Genomic DNA, 19,609 nt, shown 5'->3' with positions numbered 1-19,609 from the left:
TCCAGCAGGAAAAGTCGCTTCACTAAGATGTCGCCATGTCCGTCCAGTAAGCGTGTGAATTGCTTGGATTCGCCAACGCGGAGAAGATTTTTCCGCCAAATGGTCGCTTTCTTCTGGTGAGCTTGTTCGGCGAATGTGTACGCTAAATCCAACCAGGTACTACGAATGGTTCGTTCAATTGGAGAAGATCGCAGCGAGCAGAAAGTCATTGATGACATAGCTAATTTCGGGTGGCACTGCGTCCATATTCAGGCAGAAGATGCGCAAGTCGAATATTCCTTCACGGTCGGACTGTTCCGGACTTACGAGCATCCAGAGCTAATAATCTTTGGTCTCCCTTCTAGGGTTTCTCATCTAATTCTTACAACTGCGGCAGAGGCGGCGCAGTCGGGTACTCCACTCGACCTCAGCAAGCCGAGTGACGAATTGCTTAATGGCTATTCGTGCTGTTTCGCAGAGGTGGCGAAAGCTGAGTATTACGAGCATGTTGGTTATGCTCGGTGGTATTACGAAGGCGACCATTTTCCCTTGCATCAGATCGTTTGGCCATCTCGCTCCGGTTACTTCCCGTGGCATCCGCTGGCAACAGCAGACTTCAAACTCTCGCAGCCGGTTATCGCAATTGGTGCAGCGAGTGGGCCTGGATAGACGGAATTACATATCTCGTGATTCTCCGCGCCCCAGTTTCTCTCCCTTACCACTACCTCACCTCGGAGGTTCCATGAAGCGAGTCACCGGCATCGGCGGCATCTTCTTCAAGGCCAAGGACGCTGCGGCGCTGCAGGCCTGGTACAAGCGGCATCTCGGAATCGATCTGCAAGGGTGGGGCGGCACGGCGTTCACCTGGACCGACGGTGATGGCAAGCCGGTTGCCGGAACCACCATCTGGTCCATCGGCTCGGCGCAAGGCGACCAGTTCGCGCCTAGCACTTCCACGTTCATGATCAATTACCGGGTGGACGATCTCCACGCCCTGGTCAAGGTCTTGCGCGAAGAAGGCTGCAACGTCCTCGAGAAGATCGACGATTCCGAGTACGGGAAATTTGCCTGGGTCATCGATCCGGAAGGCAACAAGGTGGAACTTTGGCAGCCGCCTGCTGGCCAATGATCAGAGCGGCGTGTTGCTCGCTCGGCTGAGCCGATTCCATTGGCGCAAGTTCATTGGAGCGGACGCGCGCCCATTTGAACGAGCCTTAAAAACAGGAGCCCGAGATGTCCGACCAGAAAATCGAAGGCGGCTGCCAGTGCGGCGCCGTGCGATACGCGATCACTGGCGAGCCGATGCTGGCCGCCATCTGTCACTGCACCATGTGCCGCCGCGCCCATGCCGCGCCGGCGGTGGCCTGGGCGATGTACTCGCAGGACCAGGTGCATTTCAGCAAGGCCGCGCCCAAGTCCTACGCTTCATCGTCCGAAGCGCAGCGGGGTTTCTGCGAGGTTTGCGGCACGCAGATCGCTTTCACGGCGAGCTTCCTGCCGGGCCTCGTCGATATCGCCATCGGCAGTCTGGACCAGCCGGACGCGGTCCAGCCAACGCTGCACTGCTGGCACTCCGAGCATCTGGCCTGGGCCGAGTTCGCGGATGCCTTGCCGCGCCATTCCGAGTTGCCGCCGTTTTCCTGAAATCCTCTCTCTGAAAAGAAGCGACCGGCGCTGGGCCGGTCGTTTCTTTTCAGCTTGCTGACTGATTACTGCCCCAGCGGCGCCGCGATCGCAACCAGACGGGCGCCGATGCGTGGCGTGGTGGCGATTGTGCTCAGACCGCCGGTGGACAGGTTGACGGTGAACAGCGTCGCCGTCGTGTCGGTGTTGTTGATCGACAGATAGCCGGTGTTGGCGATCGTCTTGCCAGCCGGATTCAGCGAGCTCAGCACATCGAAGCCGACCGGGCCGGTCACGTCGCGTTCGAGACTGCCGATCGCCGCCAGCGAGCCGTTGTTCGGCGGCGAAATCAGCGCCACCTGGTCAAGGCTGGTGTCGATCGAGAACAGCGTGGTGGCGGTGGTGGTCAGCAGATCGTTGTTGGTATAGGCCACGGCGCTGATGCCGAGCGCCGTCGGGCCGATGCCGTTGAGCACCGCGCCCGGGGCGTAGTCGAGCGGATCGTCGAGCAGCGTGATGCCGGTGCCGATGTTGTGGCGCAGGTTCTGCCCGGTGTTGCTGACGATGCGAAGGCGGTCCGCAGCAGGATTGAAGTCGACGCCGAACCCGGTGGCAGCGGCATCGAGCGTCACGCTGAGCGTGTGCAGGTAGGTCATTGCACCGGTTGCGGCGTCGATCCGGTAGACGCCGCTGTTGTTGCCGACGCCGTACAGGGCGCCGTCCTGCACGCGATAGTCGATTCCGACCAGCGTGGTATCGCCGGCGGTGAATCCGCCGAGACGGGCGGTCACCGAAAACGGCACGGCGGCATTGCTGTCGTATGAAACAAGGCTGTTGTTGCTGGTGACGCCGACCAGGGTCAGTGCCGAGGCAGTGCCGGTGCAGCCGAAAGCGAGCGTTGAAGCGAGCAGCAGATTCTTCCTGAGTGACATTTTTCTAGTCTCCAGTGGATGAGGCGTCGTCAGGCTTGTGCGAGCGCAGGGCTTGCGCTGCGAGCTGTCGACGCCTTCGGGGTACGAGCGCCGAGAGCCGGCAGATGCGGCTCGAGAGCCTGAAAAATCGAATATCGACAATGACTTGCAAATTTCATCAGACATTGACGATTTGTTCTCGCTTCGTTTCCAAGGCATTCACGAGCCGCTGTCCAAAGCGCCCTCATCACCGAACTTCCGCGCGCTGCTACCGCTGGTCGGTGTCAATCCGCTGCGAGTCAAGTTTTGCCGGGGCGGACCGCTAAATCCTCCAAGAGCAGCAAGGCAGCACCGAAGCAAAGCCCATCTTTCCCCGCTTTCTCGCAGCACCCTCGACACGGATCAGACCTGCCGAGACCCACCTCACCAGGAGCAATGACCATGGCCGCAATCATCAACACCAACGTGGCGTCTCTGAACGCGCAGCGCAATCTGTCGTCGTCTCAGGGCGCCCTGAACACCTCCCTGCAGCGCCTGTCGTCGGGCCTGCGCATCAACAGCGCGAAGGACGATGCCGCCGGCCTCGCCATCGCCGATCGCTTCACCTCGCAGATCCGCGGCCTCGATGTCGCCTCGCGCAATGCCAATGACGGCATCTCGCTGGCGCAGACCGCTGAAGGCGCGCTGGGCGAAGTCACCAACAACCTGCAGCGCGTCCGTGAACTGGCCGTGCAGTCGGCGAATGCCTCGAACAGCGCCACCGACCGTGCCGCGCTGCAGACCGAAGCCTCGCAGCTGCTCAGCGAAGTCGACCGCGTTGCCAACCAGACCAAGTTCAACGGCGTCAGCCTGATCGACGGTAGCTTCACCTCGGCCGTATTCCAGGTCGGTGCCAATGCCGGCGAAACGATCACCGTCAGCTCGCTGGTCGACGCCAACACGGCGGCGCTCGGCTCGGTGACTTCGGCCAGCGCCCAGTCCAGCGCCGTCTCCGGCATCAGCGTCCTGACCGCTCCGGTGGCCGGCACGCTGACCATCAACGGTACCGACATCAGCACCCAGATCGGTGCTGCCGGCACCTCGCAGCAGCGCGTCGGCCAGGTTGTCGATGCGATCAACAACAGCTCGACCACCACCGGCGTCAACGCCGCCTTCGATGCCTCGACCGGCAAGATCGTGCTGAGCTCGGAGTCCAACATCACCGTCGGCGGTACCGATGACGGCACGGCCACCGGCTTCGATGGCGCCACCGGCGTCACCGGCACGGCGAGCACCACCACCGGCCTGACCTCGCTGGATCTGTCGAGCTACGCCGGTTCCTCGCTGGCGATCAAGCAGATCGATTCGGCGCTCGGCCAGATCAACTCGGCCCGTGCCAACCTCGGTGCAATCCAGAACCGCTTCAGCTCGGTGGTCTCGAACATCGCTTCGACGTCGGAGAATCTGTCGGCTTCACGCAGCCGCATCCAGGATGCTGATTTTGCCAAGGAAACCGCTGCGCTCACCCGCGGCCAGATCCTGCAGCAGGCCGGCACCGCGATCCTGTCGCAGGCCAACTCGGCTCCGCAGAGCGTGTTGAGCCTGCTCCGCTAAGTAAAACGTAGGACGGGTCCGGCCTTCGGCTTGTCGTTCTGATCGGGGACGACAAGCCGGAGGTTGGATTTTTTAGAGGGCGACAGCCATGTCCCTGACCAGTACCGCAGTCAGCACGATCCAGGCCCCCATGATGAGTGGGGGCGTGGATCGTCTTGCCGTTTCCGTCATCGCTGCGCCGGGTTCGGCGCAGACGAATTCCATTCCAGCCGTGCTCCAGCCGTCGAGCCTGGCTGCTACCGATATCGCCGCCCAGCCTGCGCAGCTTGCCCAGGCGGTCGACGATCTCAATCAGCGTTTCAAGGACAGCCGCACCGATCTGCGTTTCAGCATCGACGAAGACAGCGGCCGCACCGTGGTGTCGGTCGTCGACGCCCAGGACGGCACGGTGCTGCGCCAGATGCCGACCGAGGAAGCGCTGCGCGTTTCGAAAGCACTCGACGAAGCGCTGGGCACCTTGATCAAGCGCATCGCTTAGGAGAATCTTCATGGCCGCCATCACTTCCGCCGGCATCGGCTCCGGGCTCGATGTCGCCAGCATCGTCTCGCAGCTGGTTGCCGCCGAGCGCGGCCCGGCCGATCAACGCATCTCGATCGCCACCACGCGCGCCAATACCTCGATCTCGGCACTGGCCAATTTCCGCTCGGCACTGGCCAATCTGCAGACCGCTTCGAAAGCGCTGCTGCCCGGCAGCAACGGCGCCGCCAGCAGCCTTGGCAAGCTCACGGCCACGCCAGCCAAGCCTGACTACTTCAGCGCCAGCGCCGAGAACAAGGCGGTGGCCGGCAACTACTCGGTGGAAGTCGTGTCGCTGGCCGCGGCCAACAAGCGCGCCAGTGATCTGTACGCCAGCAGCAGCGCTGTCGTTGGCGATGGCGATGTCACGCTCGCCGTCGGCGGCAAATCATTCACCGTCAATCTCACCAGCCCGGCCAACACGCTGGCCGACCTGCGCGACAAGATCAATGCCGCCAGCGACAACAGCGGCGTCGGTGCCGCCATCGTTTCCGACGGCAGCGGTGCCCGCCTGCTGCTGACCAGCCGCGCCACCGGCACCGCCAATGCGGTCAGCGTCACCAGTTCGATCTTCAACACCACGGAGTCTCAGCCGGCGGCCGATGCCGTGGTCAAGGTCGATGGCTTCACCACTACCAGCAGCAGCAATGCGGTGACTACTGCCGTCGATGGCCTGACCTTGAACCTGGTCAAGGCCGAGCCGGGCACCAGCACCACGCTGACCGTGGGTCTCGATCAGAAAGCCTCGGAAGCGGCGGTGGCGACCTTCGTCAACGCCTACAACAACGTCGTCAAGTTCATTGCCACCCAGACCAAGTTCGATCCGGTCGCGAAGACGGCGGGCATCCTGCTCGGTGACTCCACGGTGCTGTCGGCCACCCAGCAGCTGCGCAACGTCATCGGCGGCAGCGCCGATACTGCCGGCGTCTACAAGACGCTGTCGGCGATCGGCATCACCACCTCCGCAGACGGCACGCTGATCTCCGACACCACCAAGTTCAACAAGGCGACCAGCACCGATTTCGCCGCCGTGCAGCGCCTGTTCGCCGGTACCGATGGCCTGGCGACCAAGATGTCGGCGCTGACCACGACCCTGCTCGCCGACGATGGCCAGCTGCAGGCGAAGACCGATGGTCTGAACTCTCGGCTCAAGGATCTCGGCAAGCAGCAGACCGCTGTCGATGTCCGCATCCAGGCGTATGAGGCGCGCACCCGCGCGCAGTTCACGGCGCTCGATACGCTGATGTCCAAGCTCAGCTCCACCAGTTCGTATCTGACTCAGCAACTGGCCAAGCTGAGCTGATTGGACGCGGCGCTCAGGCGTTGCGCGGCCCGAAATAGATCAGCAGCAGACCTGCGAACACGAACGCGGCACCGGCCAGATCCCAGTGATCCGGCCGAATGCCGTCGACACCCCACAGCCAGAGCAGCGCGATCAGCACATAGACGCCGCCATACGCGGCATAGGTGCGGCCGGCGGCTTCCGGGTGCAGGGTCAGCAGCCAGGCGAACAGCGCCAGGCTCGCTGCCGCCGGAATCAGCAGCAGCACCGAGCCGCCCTTGCGCAGCCAGAGATACGGCAGATAGCAGCCGACGATTTCCGCGACGGCGGTCACCGCGAACAGCGCCAGCGTCTGGATCATCGTCGCTCGAGCCTTTGTGAGATCGCGAGAGCAATCATGCTTGCGAGGGCGCGACCGTGATCGCAGATTCGCGCGCCGGCCGCTCGCGCCGATGCACCAGCCGATACAGGCCGGGCAGCACCAGCAAGGTCAGCAGGGTCGACGAGAGGATGCCGCCGATCACCACCGTCGCCAGCGGTCTCTGCACTTCGCTGCCGATGCCGGTGTTGAAGGCCATCGGCACGAAGCCGAGGCTGGCGACGAGCGCCGTCATCAGCACCGGGCGCAGGCGGGTCAGCGCGCCTTCGCTGATCGCCGCGTCGATCGGCCGGCCACGATCGATCAGCTCGCGAATGAAGCTGACCATCACCAGCCCGTTCAGCACCGCGACACCGGACAAGGCGATGAAGCCGACACCGGCCGAGATCGACAGCGGAATGCCGCGCAGCCATAGCGCCAGCACGCCGCCGGTCAGCGCGAGTGGCACGCCGCTGAAGATCAGCGCGGCATCGCGCATCGAGCCAAGCGCGAAGAACAGCAGCATCGCGATCAGCATCAACGTGACCGGCACCACGATCGCCAGCCGCGCCGAGGCCGATTGCAGTTGCTCGAAAGTGCCGCCGTAGCGAATCCAGTAGCCCGGCGGCGGCTGCACCTGGGCATTGATCGCCCGCTGCACGTTGGCGACGAAGCTGCCGAGATCGCGGCCACGCACATTGGCGGTGACCACGACTCTGCGCTTGCCGTCTTCGCGATTGATCTGGTTGTAGCCGCTGAGCAGTTGCAGATCGGCGACTTCGCCGAGCGGCACGAAGCCGCCCCCCGAACCACGATTGGGCAGCATGATCGGCAGCCGCTTCAGCGCTTCCGGATCGGCCCGCAATGCTTCCGGCAGACGGATCACCAGGTCTTCGCGGCGATCGCCGTCATAGAGCTGGCCGGCGATGCTGCCGCCAGTCGCGGTCGCCACCAGATCCTGCACGGTGGTGATGTCGAGCCCGAGCCGGGCCAGGGTTTCGCGCTTCGGCAGGATGGTCAGCACCGGCAGGCCGGTGGCCTGTTCGGCGCGGGCATCGGCCGCACCGGGCACCGCCTGCACGATCGCTTCGATCTGCTCGCCGAGCTTCACCAGGGTATCGAAGTCATCGCCGAACACCTTCACCGCCAACTCGGCGCGCACGCCGGCGATCAGCTCGTTGAAGCGCATCTGGATCGGCTGGGTGAACTCGTAGTTGTTGCCCGGCACGCGGCGAACGATCGCTTCGAGTTCGGCCACGAGCTGCGCTTTCGACTTACCTGGATCAGGCCATTCGTGGCGCGGCTTCAGCATGATGAAGTTGTCGGCGACCGACGGCGGCATCGCATCGGTTGCGACTTCCGCAGTGCCGATCTTGGCGAACACGCGCTCGACTTCCGGCATCGTCTTCACCGCGGCTTCCAGCTGCGCCTGCATCTGCACGGCCTGGGTCAGGCTGGTGCCGGGAATGCGCAGCGCGTGCATGGCGATATCGCCTTCATCGAGGTTCGGCACGAACTCGGTGCCGAGCCGCGTCGCCAGCCAGCCGCAGCCGATCAGCAGCACCAACGCCGCCGCAACCACCATGACGCGCGCTCGCAAGGCGGCCGCCAGCAAGGGCGTGTAGACCTTGCGCGCGATGCGCATCAGCCAGACTTCACGCTCGGCCACCGTCTTGTCGAACAGCAAGGCAACGGCGGCCGGAACGAAAGTGATCGACAGCAGCATCGCCGCGATCAGCGCCAGCACCACGGTGATCGCCATCGGGTGGAACATCTTTCCCTCGACGCCCTGCAAGGCAAAGATCGGCAGGTAGACGGCGGTGATGATGAACACCCCGAACAGCGCCGGGCGGATCACTTCGCGAGTGGCATCGAAGACCAGCTTCATCCGTTCATCGAGGCTCGGCCTGCCCTGGCTTTCGGCCGCGTGCGACAGCCGCCGCAGGCAGTTCTCGACGATGATCACCGCGCCATCGACGATCAGCCCGAAGTCCAGCGCGCCGAGACTCATCAGGTTCGCCGACACCTTGCCCTGAACCATGCCGCTCAGGGTCATCAGCATCGCCAGCGGAATCACCGCAGCCGTGAGCAACGCGGCGCGCAGGTTGCCGAGCAGCAGCATCAGCACGACGACCACCAGCAGGGCGCCCTCGATCAGGTTCTTCTCGACCGTCGCCAGCGTCTTGTCGACCAGGGTCGTGCGGTCGTAGACGGCGTTGACGGTGATGCCTGGGGCCAAGCTGGCCTTGATCCCGTCGAGCTTGGCGGCGACGGCCTTCGCAACCGTCCGGCTGTTTTCGCCGAGCAGCATGAACACCGTGCTCAGCACCACTTCATGGCCGTTCTGCGAAGCGGCACCGCTGCGCAGTTCGCGGCCGGCCTGAACGCTGGCGATGTCGCGTACGCGCAGCGGCACGCCGTCCTGCACGCGCACGACGATGGCGCCGATATCGGCCATGTCCGCCGCCTGACCGGGCACCCGCACCAGCCATTGCTGGCCGTTCTGTTCGACGTAACCGGCGCCGCGGTTGGTGTTGTTGCCAGCCACCGCGCGCTGCAGATCGCTGATCGTCAGACCGTACGCGAGCAGCTTGGCGGGGTCGGGCGCGATCAGCGTTTCCTTGCGATAGCCGCCGATCGGATTGACCTCGACGACACCCGGCACGCGCAGCAACTGCGGGCGGATTACCCAGTCGTGCTCGGCGCGCAGATCGGCCGGCGTGATCGGCGAGCCATCGGCCTTGGTTGCGCCGGGCAGGGCATCGACGGTGAACATGAAGATCTCGCCCAGGCCTGTCGCGACCGGCCCCAGCTCCGACGTCAGCCCGGCCGGTAGCTGGCTCTGTACCGCATTGATCCGCTCGGCAACCTGGGCGCGAGCGAAGTAGATGTCGGTGCCGTCCTCGAACACCGCGGTGACCTGGCTCAGGCCGTAGCGCGACAGCGAACGCGTCGCCACCAGCTTCGGCAGCCCGGCCATCGCCGTCTCGATCGTGTAGCTGACGCGCTGCTCGGCTTCCAGTGGCGTGTAGCCCGGCGCTTCGGTGTTGACCATCACCTGGACATTGCTGATGTCCGGCACGGCGTCGATCGGCAGCCGGGTGAAGCTCCAAAGGCCGATGGCGATGATGACGAGACTGGCGAGCATCACCAGGCCGCGTCGTGCGATGGCCAGTTTCAGGATTTTCTCGATCATGGTTCTGGCCTCAGTGATCGTGGGCGGCGCCGGACTTCTCGATGTCCGCCTTGATCAGATAGCTGTTGCCGCTGACATAGATCGCACCGGGCTTGAGGCCATCAAGCACTTCGACGAAGGCACCATGACGACGGCCGAGTTCGAGCATCCGCACCTCGTACTGATCGCCGATCTGCTCGAAGACCACGCTGGCATCACGGAACTGCTGCAGGCCGCTGGTCTTCACTGCGAGCGGTACGTCGATGCTGCCGACTTCGACTTCCGCCGTGACGAAAGTGCCGGGCGGAAACGCGCCGCTGCGGTTGTCGAGCACCACGCGAGCAGTCACCGCCTGATTGCCGCCGGCTTCGAGGCCGATGCGCGACACGTTGCCGCTGATCGCCTCGCCACCATCGGCTGCGCGCACGCGGACCACGGCACCGGGCCGCACTCTCGCCCGATCACGCGGGAACACTGACAGCTCGGCCCAGACCGAGGCCGGATCGGTGATCGTGAACAGCATCCGCTCGCCGCTCTGCTCGCCGGGATTGGCATCGCGCGCAGTGATCACGCCGGCCATCGGCGCGGTCAGCGCCACCGGTTCGAGGCTCAGATTGCTTTCGATCACCGCCAGCGTTTCGCCAGACTTCACGGTATCGCCGATCGAGCGCCGCACGCTCTTGATCAAGCCCGGAAAGCGCGCCGCGACTTCCCGTTGCTGCTCGGCATTGGTGGCAATCTGGCCGTATAGAACCAGCGTTTCCGAAAGCGTCGCCGGGCCAGCAGCCTCGCTGACCAGCTTCGATGCGGCCGCGACTTCGGCTGGAATCTGCACGCGGCCTTCGTGGCTTTTGTAGGTCCAGCGATGCTCCTTGCCCGCGTGGCGAGCCGTCACCGTCACGTCGAAGGAATGCGGTTCGTGCACTTCGGCGTCGCCGCGCAGGAAGGCGTCTTTCGGAGCGAAGCGGATCGTGTCGATCGCACCGCCGAGGCGCGCCAGGCTCACTTCAAGCTGCACGTCGGCGGGCGCCAGCGGCTTGTCATCGAGCCTTGCCCAGGCGTGGAATTCCGGTGGCGCGTTGCCTTCGATCAGCGCCAGCTCCAGCGCAAAGGCGCCATCGACCAGCAGGCGTCCGCCGTTCGGACCTTTGACGGGTTCGGCTGCTTCGGAATGTTCGCCGGCAGCGATTTCAGGGGCGGCAGTTTTCTCCCGGCAAGCGGTGAGCAACACGGCCAGCAACAGCGACAGCAAGAGTCGGTTGGCAAGCTTCATCGGGATTCTCATGGCGTGGTCCGGGCCGGCAGCGCGCCGGTCAGACGATCGATTTCGGTGGCGAAGCCCCAGCCGTCGGCGGCCGCCTGGATGCGCGCGCGGCGGGCTTCGAGCAGCTCTTTCTGGGCGGCGATCAGTTCCTGATAGCCGTAGCGGCCGCGGCTGTAGGCGTACTCGGTCTGGCGCAGGGCTTCGTTCATCTGCGGCAGCACCGCGCGGTCCAGCGTGTCGGCGGCGGTGCGCGCGTGCTTCAGCTCCTGGAACAGCTCGAACAGCTGGGTCAGGCCACGTGTTTCCGCCGCCGTGCGCTGTACCGAAACCTGTTCGGACAAGGCTCGCGCTTCGGCTACCGCGCCCTGCGCGGCATCGCGAACGCCGAGCGGAATCGACAGGCCGAAGACGCCAGCGAAGTCATTGCCGGACTGGTAGCGGCGCAAGCCGGCAGAGACCTGCCAGGCCGGCTTGCGGCGCTGCTCGGCGAGCTGCAGCTCGGCATCGCGCACGCGCTGTTCGGCGATGAACGCCAGCAGCGCCGGATTGGCCTGCAGCCGCTCGGCCAGCGCTTCGAACGGCGCCAGCTCCGGCAGCACCATCAGATCGCCGAGCGCCGTGCCGAACGCCGGTTCGCGATCGCCCCATAGCGAAGCGAGCTGGCGGCGGCTGGTCAGCAGTTCGTGCTCGGCGTGCTCGTGTTCCAGCTCGGCCCGCGCCAGCGCTGCCATCGCGCGAGCCACTTCCGCCGACGGCACGGCGCCCGCCTTGACCCGCTTGCGCGCCATGTCGACGGTCTGCTGCGCCAGCTCGATCGCTTCGTGAGTGACCACCAGCTGCGCCTGATCGGACAGCACATGGCCGTAGCGGCGCGCCGTTTCAGCCGCGGTGTCGACCAGCTTCTCGAGCTGTGTGGCGGCCAGCTTGTCGCGTCCGGCCGAGGCAAGGGCGATGCGGCCCTGCCGCGCGCCGCGCTCCAGTACCTGGCTGAGGCTGATGGTGAACTCGGCGCTATCGATGCCGCTGCGGGCACCGCTGCCGAGTGCATCTTCGACCGTCAGGTTCAGCAGCGGATTCGGCACCAGCGCGGCCTGCACGCTGCGGCCATCCTGGGCGCGGAACTCGTAGCCGAAGGCGGCGAGGTCCGGGTTCTTTTCCAAGGCTTGGGCGATCGCTTGCGCAAGCCGGATCGGCGGGCCTTCCAGAGGCGCCTCCGTTTCGGCAAAGACCGCGACGGGAAGCAACAACAGCACGCCGACGCATAGCCGGCGGGCAAATGACGACCACATGGTTCATCTCCTTCTCAAAGCCGCGGCGCGCATGGCGCCAGCGGCGTTCGATGCCCGAGCCTCAGCGGCCGGGCGCGTTCAGATCACGCGAAGGAGAAACGGGGTGGACCGCGCAGTGGCGGCCGTAAATGCTGTGGAGATGGAGAGGGACGGGCGACCAGGCGGGCAGGGCGCAAGCCACTGCGCCGGGCCAGCGGCAGCAGCAAGCTGGCGGCGATCAGCAGCGCCAGCACCGGCAGATCGAGCGACGGCAGCTGGGTCACGCCATCGTCAGCGGCCGAGACTTCGACATCGTGGTGATGCACGTCGTCGTTGATCAGATCGCCGCCTGCCGTCTCGATGTGATGCAGCCCGCCATCGACGAAGTGCAGCGCGCTCGGTGCTTCCGAGCCATCGAAGCAGAGATGCTGGTGAACGCCGCCAAGCCGCATCACCAGTACGGCAATGCAGGCCAGAACCAGCAGCAAGGGGCGAGTGGTGATCACGCTGAAAGGGTAGCAGAGCCGAGCATGGGTCCGAATGAATGACGATCGATGAAGGCCACATCGCACTCAAGTTCCCGCCCGCGAGGCCGTTAGACGAAGCAGGCAAACGAAGGAACCGGCGATGGCCCACTACATGAATTCCGCGATGAACCAGTACCGCCAGACCGGCATCGCGGCGGCGACCGTCGAGACCGATCCGGTCAAGCTGATCGAGATGCTGCTCGGTGGCGCGATCGATCGGCTGGCGTATGCCCGCGGCGCGATGCTGCGCCAGGAGCGCGAAGCCAAGCATCACTACCTGACCTCGGCGATGTCGATCATCGAGCATCTGCGGCTGGTGCTCGATGTCGATGCTGGCGGCGACATCGCCCGCAATCTGCGCCGCCTCTACGACTACATGCTCGGCCGCTTGCCGGCTGCCAACCTGGCCGACGATCCCGCAGCCGTCGATGAAGTGATCGGCCTGCTGCGCGAGATCAAGAGCGCCTGGGACCTGATCACGGCGCGCGCCAAGGCGCATTGATCTAGGGTCTGCCGACATCACTTTGATCGCTGCGTTGCGAGTCAAAAAGCCGCCGGGCGAGGCGCGAACCGCAGGCCATAGCTTACCTATGGTCAAGGTTCGCAACGACGTCCCGGCGGCTTTTTGGCCGCAACCCTTCGGGGCGGGATCGTTTTTGCCCATTGCTGCCTCTCTCGTCGCGCCAATGGGTCGGCCATTGGCCGCTCCTCGTTCGTTGCACTGGGCAAAAACGACCTCCGCCGCAGCGACCAAAGCGATGTCAACAGACCCTAGGGCAGGGCGCGTCGGCTATCCGTCGCTCGCTGGCTGGGCGCAGGCCTTGCACGGAGCCCTTCATGCCTGATCCGACTCCGATGACTGCCGTTGTCAGTGCTCCGCTCGGCGATGCGCTGAGCTATGACTCTGCCATGCCGGTCAGCTGGACGCCGCTGGCCGCATTGCCCGGCGCCGTCCGCCTGGAGCAGTTCAACGAAGACAATCTGCGCGTGCTCGCGGCCGTCGCCCTGCTCGACGAGCAGCGCGGCAGTGGAACTACGGCCGATGAAAATTCGCCGATCGATGCCGAGATCGCGCGGCTGAACCAGAAGCTGAATCTGGTCATCGATCTGCTCGGCTTTCTGGTCAGCCAGAACGCACCGACGGCGGAAGCGCGCCGGGTGCGTCTGTCCTGGCAGGGCCTGGTGTTCAGCGGTGAACAGGCGCTCGGAGACGTCGGTCTGGTATCCCTGCGCCTGAACCGCAGCGTGCCGCAGCCGCTGGTCTGGCCGGCGCGCATCGTCCACGTCGATGGCGATGAACGTCACGCTTGTTTCGAAGCGTTCGGCGATGCGCTGCAGACCGCACTCGAACGCCACGTCTTCCTGCGTCACCGCCGGGCGATTGCCGGACGGCTGCCGGTCAGGGGCCGGACGTCCACGAGCTGAGCCCGCCGAGATGGCGCGGCGCTAGACTGCGGCTATCTTTCGTGTCGGATCACCTGTTTGCCATGCGACTCGTCCTCGCCGATTCCCAGCCGCTGGTTCGTGCCGGCATTCGCAAGCTCTGCGAAGCGATCGTTGGCATCGAGGTGCTTGGCGAAACCGGCGATGGCCAGCAGTTGCTGGAACTGGTCGCCCGGCAGCAGCCGGATCTGGCGCTGATCGACCTGACCCTGCCGACGATCAACGGCCTCGACGTGCTGCAGCAGATCCGCCGCCACTACCCGCAGACCATGGTCATGGTGCTGTCGGCGCGCTCCGAGGCTTCGCAGGTGCGGGCGGCGCTGAAGGCTGGCGCGGTTGGCTATCTGTCCAAGCAGGGCGAAGCGGTGGAGCTGGAACTGGCGCTGAAGGCGGTGGCCAAGCGTCAGACGTACTTAAGCCCGAGCGTGTCGCACACGCTGGTCGGGGTGCGCAAATCGGCGCGTGCCGAGGACAGCGTGACCCTGCCGCGCCGCCAGCAGCAGGTGCTGCAGATGATTGCCCGCGGCAAGTCGACCAAGGAAATCGCCCAGTTGATGGGCATCAGCACCAAGACCGTCGAAACCCACCGGGCGCGAATGATGGATGCGCTCGGTCTGTATGGCACCAATGCGCTGATGCGCTACGCGATCCGCACCGGTCTGGAAGGCGCGGAAAGCTGAGCGGTGTGGACTTGCCCAGGCCGAGAGCACGGCCTCGCCCAAAGCTTGTATCCGGACCGGCGAGGGCAATTTCCGGACCAGTGGCATGACCGCCGATCAGCTTTTGACACATGTCAGGATTTAGCTGACATCCGGTCAGGAATAAACTGATTGGGCGATGCTGCGCTTTGATTGAGGATGGCTCCAGGCAATCACTCAACGGAGCGCAATCATGAAGCCGGCCACCAGGATGGGCATCTCGCAGAATCTCGCGATGACCCCGCAACTGCTTCAGTCCATTCGCCTTTTGCAGCTTTCGGCGATCGAGCTGGAACAGGAAGTGGAATCCGCCCTGGAAGGCAATGTGCTGCTCGAGCGTCATGACGACGTCGCTCCGACGACGGCCGGTGCCGAAGCGCCGTCTGCCGAGCTGATCGACCGCACGCTGGCCAGCAGCGAGTCCACCGAGGTGGCGGTCAGCGGTTGCGACGAAGCTGCTGGTGACAGAGTCGATGCCGACTTCGACTGGTCGAGCGCCGAGTCCTGGTCCGGTGGCGAACCGACCGAAGACGGCGAGCCGATCGAAGCCCGCCGCGCGGCGGCGCCGATCGAGGATGCCCGGGTTGCCGCCCTCGAACAGCTGGAGCTGATCATCGACAGCCGCCGCGACTGGCAGCTGGCCATCGCGATCATCGAACACGTCGACGACAACGGTTATCTGGAAACCGAGCTGGCGGTGATCCTCGCCAGCCTGCCGGCCGAATGGCAGGTGACGATGGCCGAACTCGAAGCCGCGCTGACCACCGTGCAGAGCGTCGAACCGACCGGCTTCGCCGCTCGCGATCTGCGTGAATGCCTGCTGCTGCAGCTGGAAACGGTCAAGGCCGGCACGCCGGGCCGTAACCTGGCGGAAACGCTGGTGATGAACCATCTGGAGAGAGTCGCCGCCCGTGATTTCGGCAAGCTGCGCAGCGAACTCGGCGCCACCGAAACCCGGATGATCCAGGCGATGGATCTGATCCGCACGCTCGATCCGAAGCCGGGTGCCTCGCGCATCGAACCGGCGCAGGCGGTGGTGCCGGATCTGATTGTCAGCGGCGTCGCCGGCGCCTGGAAGATCGAACTGAATCCGGCCAGCCTGCCGAAGCTGCGCGTCAACAGCACCTACGAGCGGATGATGGCCACGTCGGCCAGTGCCCATCGCGGCCTCAAGGATCAGATGCAGCAGGCGCGCTGGCTGGTTCGCGGCCTGGAAATGCGCCATGAAACCCTGCTGAAAACCGCCCGCGTGGTGTTCGAACGGCAGCGCGATTTTCTGCGCCGCGGCGAGGAAGGGATGCTGCCGCTGACCCTGCGCGAAGTCGCCGATGCGATCGCCATGCACGAGTCCACGGTGTGCCGCGTGACCTCCAACAAGTTCGTCGCCACGCCCTGGGGCGTGTACTCGATGAAGGACTTTTTCCCGAGCCAGATCCAGGGCGCGGAGAGCGATACCTCGGGCATCGCGGTACGGGCGATGATCCGCCGCATCGTCGATGGCGAGAAGCTGAGCGCACCGCTGTGCGATGGCGCGATCGCCGCTATCCTTGCCCGCGGCGGCGTCCTGATCGCCCGCCGGACGATCGCCAAGTACCGCGAAGCCATGAAAATTGCACCGGCCAAGGAACGCAGGCGGATCGCGCCTCTGGTTCCGGTCAGAATGGGTGAATTCGCGCGAGCTTGTTGAAGTGCCTTGAATGGCACTTCAACGCGCGATTTCACGGGCGGCAGCCCCGGAGCTCAGTCAGCCCCGTGAACACGCTCACCGATCACGACGTTTCTGGATGAACCCGCTGCCGAGAGTCGACATGAATACCGTTCGTACCTTGCTGGTCGATGACAACGAAGCGTTTCTGGTGCTGGCCCGCCATCTGTTGGCCACGGTGCCGGAAATCAGCGTCGTTGGCCTCGGTCATGACGGCTACGACGCCGTGCGTCTCGCCGAAGAACTGCGCCCCGATCTGATCCTGATGGACTTGTCGATGCCGGGCATGGGCGGCCTGCAGGCGACCCGGCTGATCAAGGCGCAGGACACGCCGCCGCGCATCCTGATCGCCAGCCACTACGACGACGCCGAGCACCGCGAGCACACCGCGCAGGCCGGTGCCGATGGCTTCATCTCCAAGCACGATTACGAGCACCGCATCGCCGAGTACGTGCGCGCCAACATGGTCGCATCGGTACAGGAGGGCGGCGCGCATGGCTGAGTCCCGTGTGCTGGTGATCGATGGTGACGAGCAGAGCTCGGCCACACTTGCCTCGATCCTGCAGTTCATCGATTTCGTGCCGGTCTGCGTGCCCAGTGCGGCCGCGCTGAAGCTGGCCGACCGCAAACCCCAGGAATGGCTGGCGGTGATCGTCGGCCAGGAAGCCGACGCTGCTGCGCTCGGCCGCTTCGTCGAATGGCTGAAGCGTGACCGTCACCATCCACCGCTGCTGGTCTCGCCGATGCGCCAGGAAGCGATCTGCGAGCAGTTCAGTCTCGATCGCAGCGCCTGCTTCGCGCTCGAACAGCCGGTGCGCTACGCCCAGCTGAACGATCTGCTGCGCCGTGCCGGCCTGGTGCGCATGGACCAGGAAGCGGCGGCGACGCGCCTGGTCGGCCCGACCGGCAACTCCGCACCGATCCGCAAGGTGCGGCGCATGGTCGAACAGGTGGCCGGCCATGACACCACCGTGCTGGTCACCGGCGAATCCGGCACCGGCAAGGAAGTGGTGGCGCGCGCCGTGCACGAGCAATCGGCGCGACGCGACAAGCCGTTCGTCGCGGTCAACTGCGGGGCGATCCCGAGCGAACTGCTGGAATCGGAACTGTTCGGTCACGAGAAGGGGGCCTTCACCGGCGCGATCACTTCGCGCAAGGGCCGCTTCGAGATGGCCGATGGCGGCACCCTGTTCCTCGACGAAATCGGCGACATGACCCTGCCGATGCAGGTGAAGATCCTGCGCGTGCTGCAGGAACGGACCTACGAGAGAGTCGGTTCCAATCGCAGCATGCGTTGCGAAGTGCGGATCATCGCCGCGACTCACCGCAACCTCGAAGAGAACATCATAAAGGGCACGTTCCGCGAAGACTTGTTCTATCGCCTGAACGTGTTCCCGATCGAGATGCCGGCGCTCCGTGAACGCCTGGAAGATCTGCCGCTGCTGATCGATGACCTGATCGATTCGATGCGCCGCAACGGTCATGGCTCGGTCAGGCTGGCGCCCGATGCCGTGCACGCACTGCGCGCCTATCACTGGCCCGGCAATGTCCGCGAGCTGTCGAACCTGATCGAGCGTCTGGCGGTGCTGCATCCGCATTCGATGGTCGGCATCGCCGAACTGCCGACCCGCTATCGCCAGAACGTGGCGCTGCCGGTGACGCCCGTGACATCGGTGCCGGCGGTGGCCGACGAAGAACACGAGCCGATCGCCGTCAATGCCCGCAGCCTGTCCAGCGGTGGATCGGGAATGGGCTCGACCGGCTTCACGGCGATCAGCAGCCTGCCGCCGCTGTCGTCGGCATCGAGCACCTATTTCCCGTCAGCCTCGACACAGTTGCCGCCCGATGGCGTCAACCTGAAAGACCACATCGAAACCATCGAACTGGCCCTGATCAAGCAGGCGCTGACGCAGTCTTCCGGCGTGGTCGCCCATGCCGCAAAGCTGCTCAATACGCGGCGCACGACCCTGGTCGAAAAGCTGCGCAAGTACGGCCTGCAGCGCGACGACGCCGACATCGAGCTCTAACGTGCTTTGCGGGCACACCCGGCAGCCTTGCGCTGCCGGGTGCTTACTTCGATTCGAGAATCAGGCTGCCTTCAAGGTCGCCAGGTCGATCACGAAGCGGTACTTCACATCGCTCTTGACCATGCGGTCATAGGCTTCATTGATCTGCTTGATGTCGATCACCTCGACATCCGAAACGATGTCGTGTTCGGCGCAGAAATCGAGCATCTCCTGCGTCTCCGCGACACCGCCGATCAACGAGCCGGCGAGGTGGCGGCGCTTGAACACCAGCGGTGCCATTTCGATGGTCGGCGGTTTGTCCGGCACGCCGACCAGGGTCATCGTGCCTTCGCGCTTGAGCAGCACCATGTAGGCGTTGAGATCGTGCGGGGCGCTGACGCAGTCGATGATGAAATCGAAGCTGTTGGCGTGGGCCGACATCGCTTTCTTGTCGTTTGAGATCACCGCTTCCTTGGCGCCGAGTCTGATCGCATCGGCGACCTTGCTCGGCGAGGTGGTGAACAGCACCACGTGGGCGCCCATCGCATTGGCGATCTTCACTGCCATGTGACCGAGCCCGCCGAGGCCGACGACGCCAACCTTGTCACCCGGGCCCACCTTCCAGAAGCGCAGCGGCGAGTAGGTGGTGATGCCGGCGCAGAGCAGTGGCGCGACCGCGTCCAGCGGCAGCTTGTCCGAAACCCGCAGCACGAAGGCTTCATCGACGACGATGTGATTGGAATAGCCGCCGTAGGTGGTCGAGCCGTCGTGGCGATCCTTGCCGTTGTAGGTGCCGGTGAAGCCTTTCTCGCAATACTGCTCGACGCCTTCCTGGCAGGCCGCGCAGCTGCGGCAGCTGTCGACCATGCAGCCGACGCCGACGGTATCGCCGACCTTGAAACCCTTGACATCAGGGCCGACGGCGGCGATGCGGCCGACGATCTCATGGCCGGGTACCAACGGGAATTTCGAGCCGCCCCATTCATCGCGGGCCTGGTGGACATCGGAGTGGCAGACGCCGCAATAGAGGATGTCGATAGAGACATCCTTCGGCCGCAGGTCGCGGCGGTTGATCGTGAACGGGGCAAGCGGGGCGCTGGCGGCGGGGGCCGCGTAGCTGAGCGAGGTGATGGACATTTTTGGGGTTCCGTTGCTGGCGGGAGAGCGATGATACCGATCGGTAACATACTCCTGGTCCGACAAGCGAAGTACTGAAAGCGTTCAAAAAAGCTCGCAGTCTCCCCGGAACATCGCGCCTGA

General features: G+C 64.7%; 19 protein-coding genes. 12 read left to right on the top strand and 7 right to left on the bottom strand.

Going from position 1 to position 19,609, the window contains the following annotated elements:
• Positions 1 to 165: 165 nt before the first annotated feature.
• From G513_RS25520 to G513_RS0113145, 3 genes are all read left to right on the top strand, one after another.
• Positions 166 to 648, top strand: coding sequence for a DUF4262 domain-containing protein (locus G513_RS25520; protein WP_084711517.1), 483 nt, complete (start codon positions 166 to 168; stop codon positions 646 to 648).
• Positions 649 to 721: 73 nt separating this feature from the next.
• The gene (locus G513_RS0113150; protein ID WP_022977313.1) at positions 722 to 1,108 is read left to right on the top strand and encodes a VOC family protein; all 387 of its coding nucleotides are present in this window, start codon (positions 722 to 724) and stop codon (positions 1,106 to 1,108) included.
• Between the two features lie 104 nt (positions 1,109 to 1,212).
• Positions 1,213 to 1,623 carry a GFA family protein gene (locus tag G513_RS0113145; RefSeq protein ID WP_022977312.1) on the top strand — a complete coding sequence of 137 codons (411 nt, stop codon included), beginning with the start codon at positions 1,213 to 1,215 and terminating at the stop codon, positions 1,621 to 1,623.
• A gap of 65 nt (positions 1,624 to 1,688) precedes the next feature.
• Here G513_RS0113145 and G513_RS0113140 read toward each other — a convergent pair whose 3' ends face one another.
• On the bottom strand, positions 1,689 to 2,534 hold the full coding sequence (locus G513_RS0113140; protein ID WP_022977311.1) for a DUF4394 domain-containing protein: 846 nt from the start codon (positions 2,532 to 2,534) through the stop codon (positions 1,689 to 1,691).
• A 420-nt stretch (positions 2,535 to 2,954) separates the two neighbouring features.
• On the opposite strand from G513_RS0113140, the gene G513_RS0113135 reads away from it, so the two are divergent.
• The 3 genes from G513_RS0113135 (at position 2,955) to fliD (ending at position 5,926) form a co-directional block, all read left to right on the top strand.
• Positions 2,955 to 4,106 carry a flagellin gene (locus tag G513_RS0113135; RefSeq protein ID WP_028475509.1) on the top strand — a complete coding sequence of 384 codons (1,152 nt, stop codon included), beginning with the start codon at positions 2,955 to 2,957 and terminating at the stop codon, positions 4,104 to 4,106.
• Between the two features lie 145 nt (positions 4,107 to 4,251).
• On the top strand, positions 4,252 to 4,584 hold the full coding sequence (locus tag G513_RS24985; protein ID WP_022977309.1) for a flagellar protein FlaG: 333 nt from the start codon (positions 4,252 to 4,254) through the stop codon (positions 4,582 to 4,584).
• 10 nt (positions 4,585 to 4,594) lie between these two features.
• Positions 4,595 to 5,926, top strand: a complete 1,332-nt coding sequence (gene fliD / locus G513_RS0113125) for a flagellar filament capping protein FliD (protein ID WP_022977308.1) — start codon at positions 4,595 to 4,597, stop codon at positions 5,924 to 5,926.
• 13 nt (positions 5,927 to 5,939) lie between these two features.
• Here the strand turns inward: fliD and G513_RS0113120 are convergent, their stop codons facing one another.
• The 5 genes from G513_RS0113120 to G513_RS0113100 form a co-directional block, all read right to left on the bottom strand.
• Complete coding sequence (locus tag G513_RS0113120) at positions 5,940 to 6,266, bottom strand: YnfA family protein (protein WP_022977307.1); 327 nt, start codon at positions 6,264 to 6,266, stop codon at positions 5,940 to 5,942.
• Between the two features lie 34 nt (positions 6,267 to 6,300).
• A complete protein-coding gene (locus tag G513_RS0113115) occupies positions 6,301 to 9,459 on the bottom strand; it encodes an efflux RND transporter permease subunit (RefSeq protein ID WP_022977306.1) in 3,159 nt (1,052 codons plus the stop codon).
• Between the two features lie 10 nt (positions 9,460 to 9,469).
• Positions 9,470 to 10,711, bottom strand: coding sequence for an efflux RND transporter periplasmic adaptor subunit (locus tag G513_RS0113110; RefSeq protein ID WP_022977305.1), 1,242 nt, complete (start codon positions 10,709 to 10,711; stop codon positions 9,470 to 9,472).
• An 8-nt stretch (positions 10,712 to 10,719) separates the two neighbouring features.
• On the bottom strand, positions 10,720 to 11,991 hold the full coding sequence (locus G513_RS0113105) for a TolC family protein (RefSeq protein ID WP_028475506.1): 1,272 nt from the start codon (positions 11,989 to 11,991) through the stop codon (positions 10,720 to 10,722).
• Between the two features lie 83 nt (positions 11,992 to 12,074).
• A complete protein-coding gene (locus G513_RS0113100) occupies positions 12,075 to 12,476 on the bottom strand; it encodes a hypothetical protein (protein WP_156891651.1) in 402 nt (133 codons plus the stop codon).
• A 121-nt stretch (positions 12,477 to 12,597) separates the two neighbouring features.
• On the opposite strand from G513_RS0113100, the gene fliS reads away from it, so the two are divergent.
• The 6 genes from fliS (at position 12,598) to G513_RS0113070 (ending at position 18,370) form a co-directional block, all read left to right on the top strand.
• On the top strand, positions 12,598 to 12,999 hold the full coding sequence (fliS, locus tag G513_RS0113095) for a flagellar export chaperone FliS (protein ID WP_022977302.1): 402 nt from the start codon (positions 12,598 to 12,600) through the stop codon (positions 12,997 to 12,999).
• A gap of 335 nt (positions 13,000 to 13,334) precedes the next feature.
• Positions 13,335 to 13,922 carry a PilZ domain-containing protein gene (locus tag G513_RS0113090; RefSeq protein ID WP_084711515.1) on the top strand — a complete coding sequence of 196 codons (588 nt, stop codon included), beginning with the start codon at positions 13,335 to 13,337 and terminating at the stop codon, positions 13,920 to 13,922.
• Between the two features lie 62 nt (positions 13,923 to 13,984).
• On the top strand, positions 13,985 to 14,620 hold the full coding sequence (locus G513_RS0113085) for a response regulator (RefSeq protein WP_028475505.1): 636 nt from the start codon (positions 13,985 to 13,987) through the stop codon (positions 14,618 to 14,620).
• A gap of 211 nt (positions 14,621 to 14,831) precedes the next feature.
• Complete coding sequence (rpoN, locus tag G513_RS0113080) at positions 14,832 to 16,325, top strand: RNA polymerase factor sigma-54 (RefSeq protein WP_022977299.1); 1,494 nt, start codon at positions 14,832 to 14,834, stop codon at positions 16,323 to 16,325.
• Between the two features lie 121 nt (positions 16,326 to 16,446).
• Positions 16,447 to 16,845: a response regulator gene (locus G513_RS0113075; protein ID WP_028475504.1), complete on the top strand. Its 399-nt coding sequence runs from the start codon at positions 16,447 to 16,449 to the stop codon at positions 16,843 to 16,845.
• Positions 16,838 to 18,370 carry a sigma-54 dependent transcriptional regulator gene (locus G513_RS0113070; RefSeq protein WP_022977297.1) on the top strand — a complete coding sequence of 511 codons (1,533 nt, stop codon included), beginning with the start codon at positions 16,838 to 16,840 and terminating at the stop codon, positions 18,368 to 18,370. The genes G513_RS0113075 and G513_RS0113070 overlap by 8 nt, the downstream gene beginning before the upstream one ends.
• A gap of 60 nt (positions 18,371 to 18,430) precedes the next feature.
• Here the strand turns inward: G513_RS0113070 and G513_RS0113065 are convergent, their stop codons facing one another.
• Complete coding sequence (locus G513_RS0113065; protein WP_022977296.1) at positions 18,431 to 19,486, bottom strand: NAD(P)-dependent alcohol dehydrogenase; 1,056 nt, start codon at positions 19,484 to 19,486, stop codon at positions 18,431 to 18,433.
• Positions 19,487 to 19,609 lie beyond the last annotated feature (123 nt).

Origin of the sequence: Nevskia ramosa DSM 11499 (assembly GCF_000420645.1) — a bacterium.
Lineage (GTDB): Bacteria > Pseudomonadota > Gammaproteobacteria > Nevskiales > Nevskiaceae > Nevskia > Nevskia ramosa.
Note: the sequence above shows the minus strand (reverse complement) of the source record. Positions and strands in the feature narration are given on the sequence as shown.

Bases quoted from the DNA above. Each gene is read 5' to 3' on its own strand.
- G513_RS0113115 (WP_022977306.1), bottom strand. From the start codon at position 9,459: ATGATCGAGAAAATCCTGAAACTGGCCATCGCACGACGCGGCCTGGTG.
- rpoN (WP_022977299.1), top strand. From the start codon at position 14,832: ATGAAGCCGGCCACCAGGATGGGCATCTCGCAGAATCTCGCGATGACC.
- G513_RS0113140 (WP_022977311.1), bottom strand. From the start codon at position 2,534: ATGTCACTCAGGAAGAATCTGCTGCTCGCTTCAACGCTCGCTTTCGGC.
- G513_RS0113070 (WP_022977297.1), top strand. From the start codon at position 16,838: ATGGCTGAGTCCCGTGTGCTGGTGATCGATGGTGACGAGCAGAGCTCG.
- G513_RS0113110 (WP_022977305.1), bottom strand. From the start codon at position 10,711: ATGAAGCTTGCCAACCGACTCTTGCTGTCGCTGTTGCTGGCCGTGTTG.
- G513_RS0113085 (WP_028475505.1), top strand. From the start codon at position 13,985: ATGCGACTCGTCCTCGCCGATTCCCAGCCGCTGGTTCGTGCCGGCATT.
- G513_RS0113120 (WP_022977307.1), bottom strand. From the start codon at position 6,266: ATGATCCAGACGCTGGCGCTGTTCGCGGTGACCGCCGTCGCGGAAATC.
- G513_RS25520 (WP_084711517.1), top strand. From the start codon at position 166: ATGGTTCGTTCAATTGGAGAAGATCGCAGCGAGCAGAAAGTCATTGAT.
- G513_RS0113105 (WP_028475506.1), bottom strand. From the start codon at position 11,991: ATGTGGTCGTCATTTGCCCGCCGGCTATGCGTCGGCGTGCTGTTGTTG.
- G513_RS0113145 (WP_022977312.1), top strand. From the start codon at position 1,213: ATGTCCGACCAGAAAATCGAAGGCGGCTGCCAGTGCGGCGCCGTGCGA.
- G513_RS0113150 (WP_022977313.1), top strand. From the start codon at position 722: ATGAAGCGAGTCACCGGCATCGGCGGCATCTTCTTCAAGGCCAAGGAC.
- fliD (WP_022977308.1), top strand. From the start codon at position 4,595: ATGGCCGCCATCACTTCCGCCGGCATCGGCTCCGGGCTCGATGTCGCC.
- fliS (WP_022977302.1), top strand. From the start codon at position 12,598: ATGGCCCACTACATGAATTCCGCGATGAACCAGTACCGCCAGACCGGC.
- G513_RS0113065 (WP_022977296.1), bottom strand. From the start codon at position 19,486: ATGTCCATCACCTCGCTCAGCTACGCGGCCCCCGCCGCCAGCGCCCCG.
- G513_RS0113135 (WP_028475509.1), top strand. From the start codon at position 2,955: ATGGCCGCAATCATCAACACCAACGTGGCGTCTCTGAACGCGCAGCGC.
- G513_RS0113090 (WP_084711515.1), top strand. From the start codon at position 13,335: ATGCCTGATCCGACTCCGATGACTGCCGTTGTCAGTGCTCCGCTCGGC.
- G513_RS0113075 (WP_028475504.1), top strand. From the start codon at position 16,447: ATGAATACCGTTCGTACCTTGCTGGTCGATGACAACGAAGCGTTTCTG.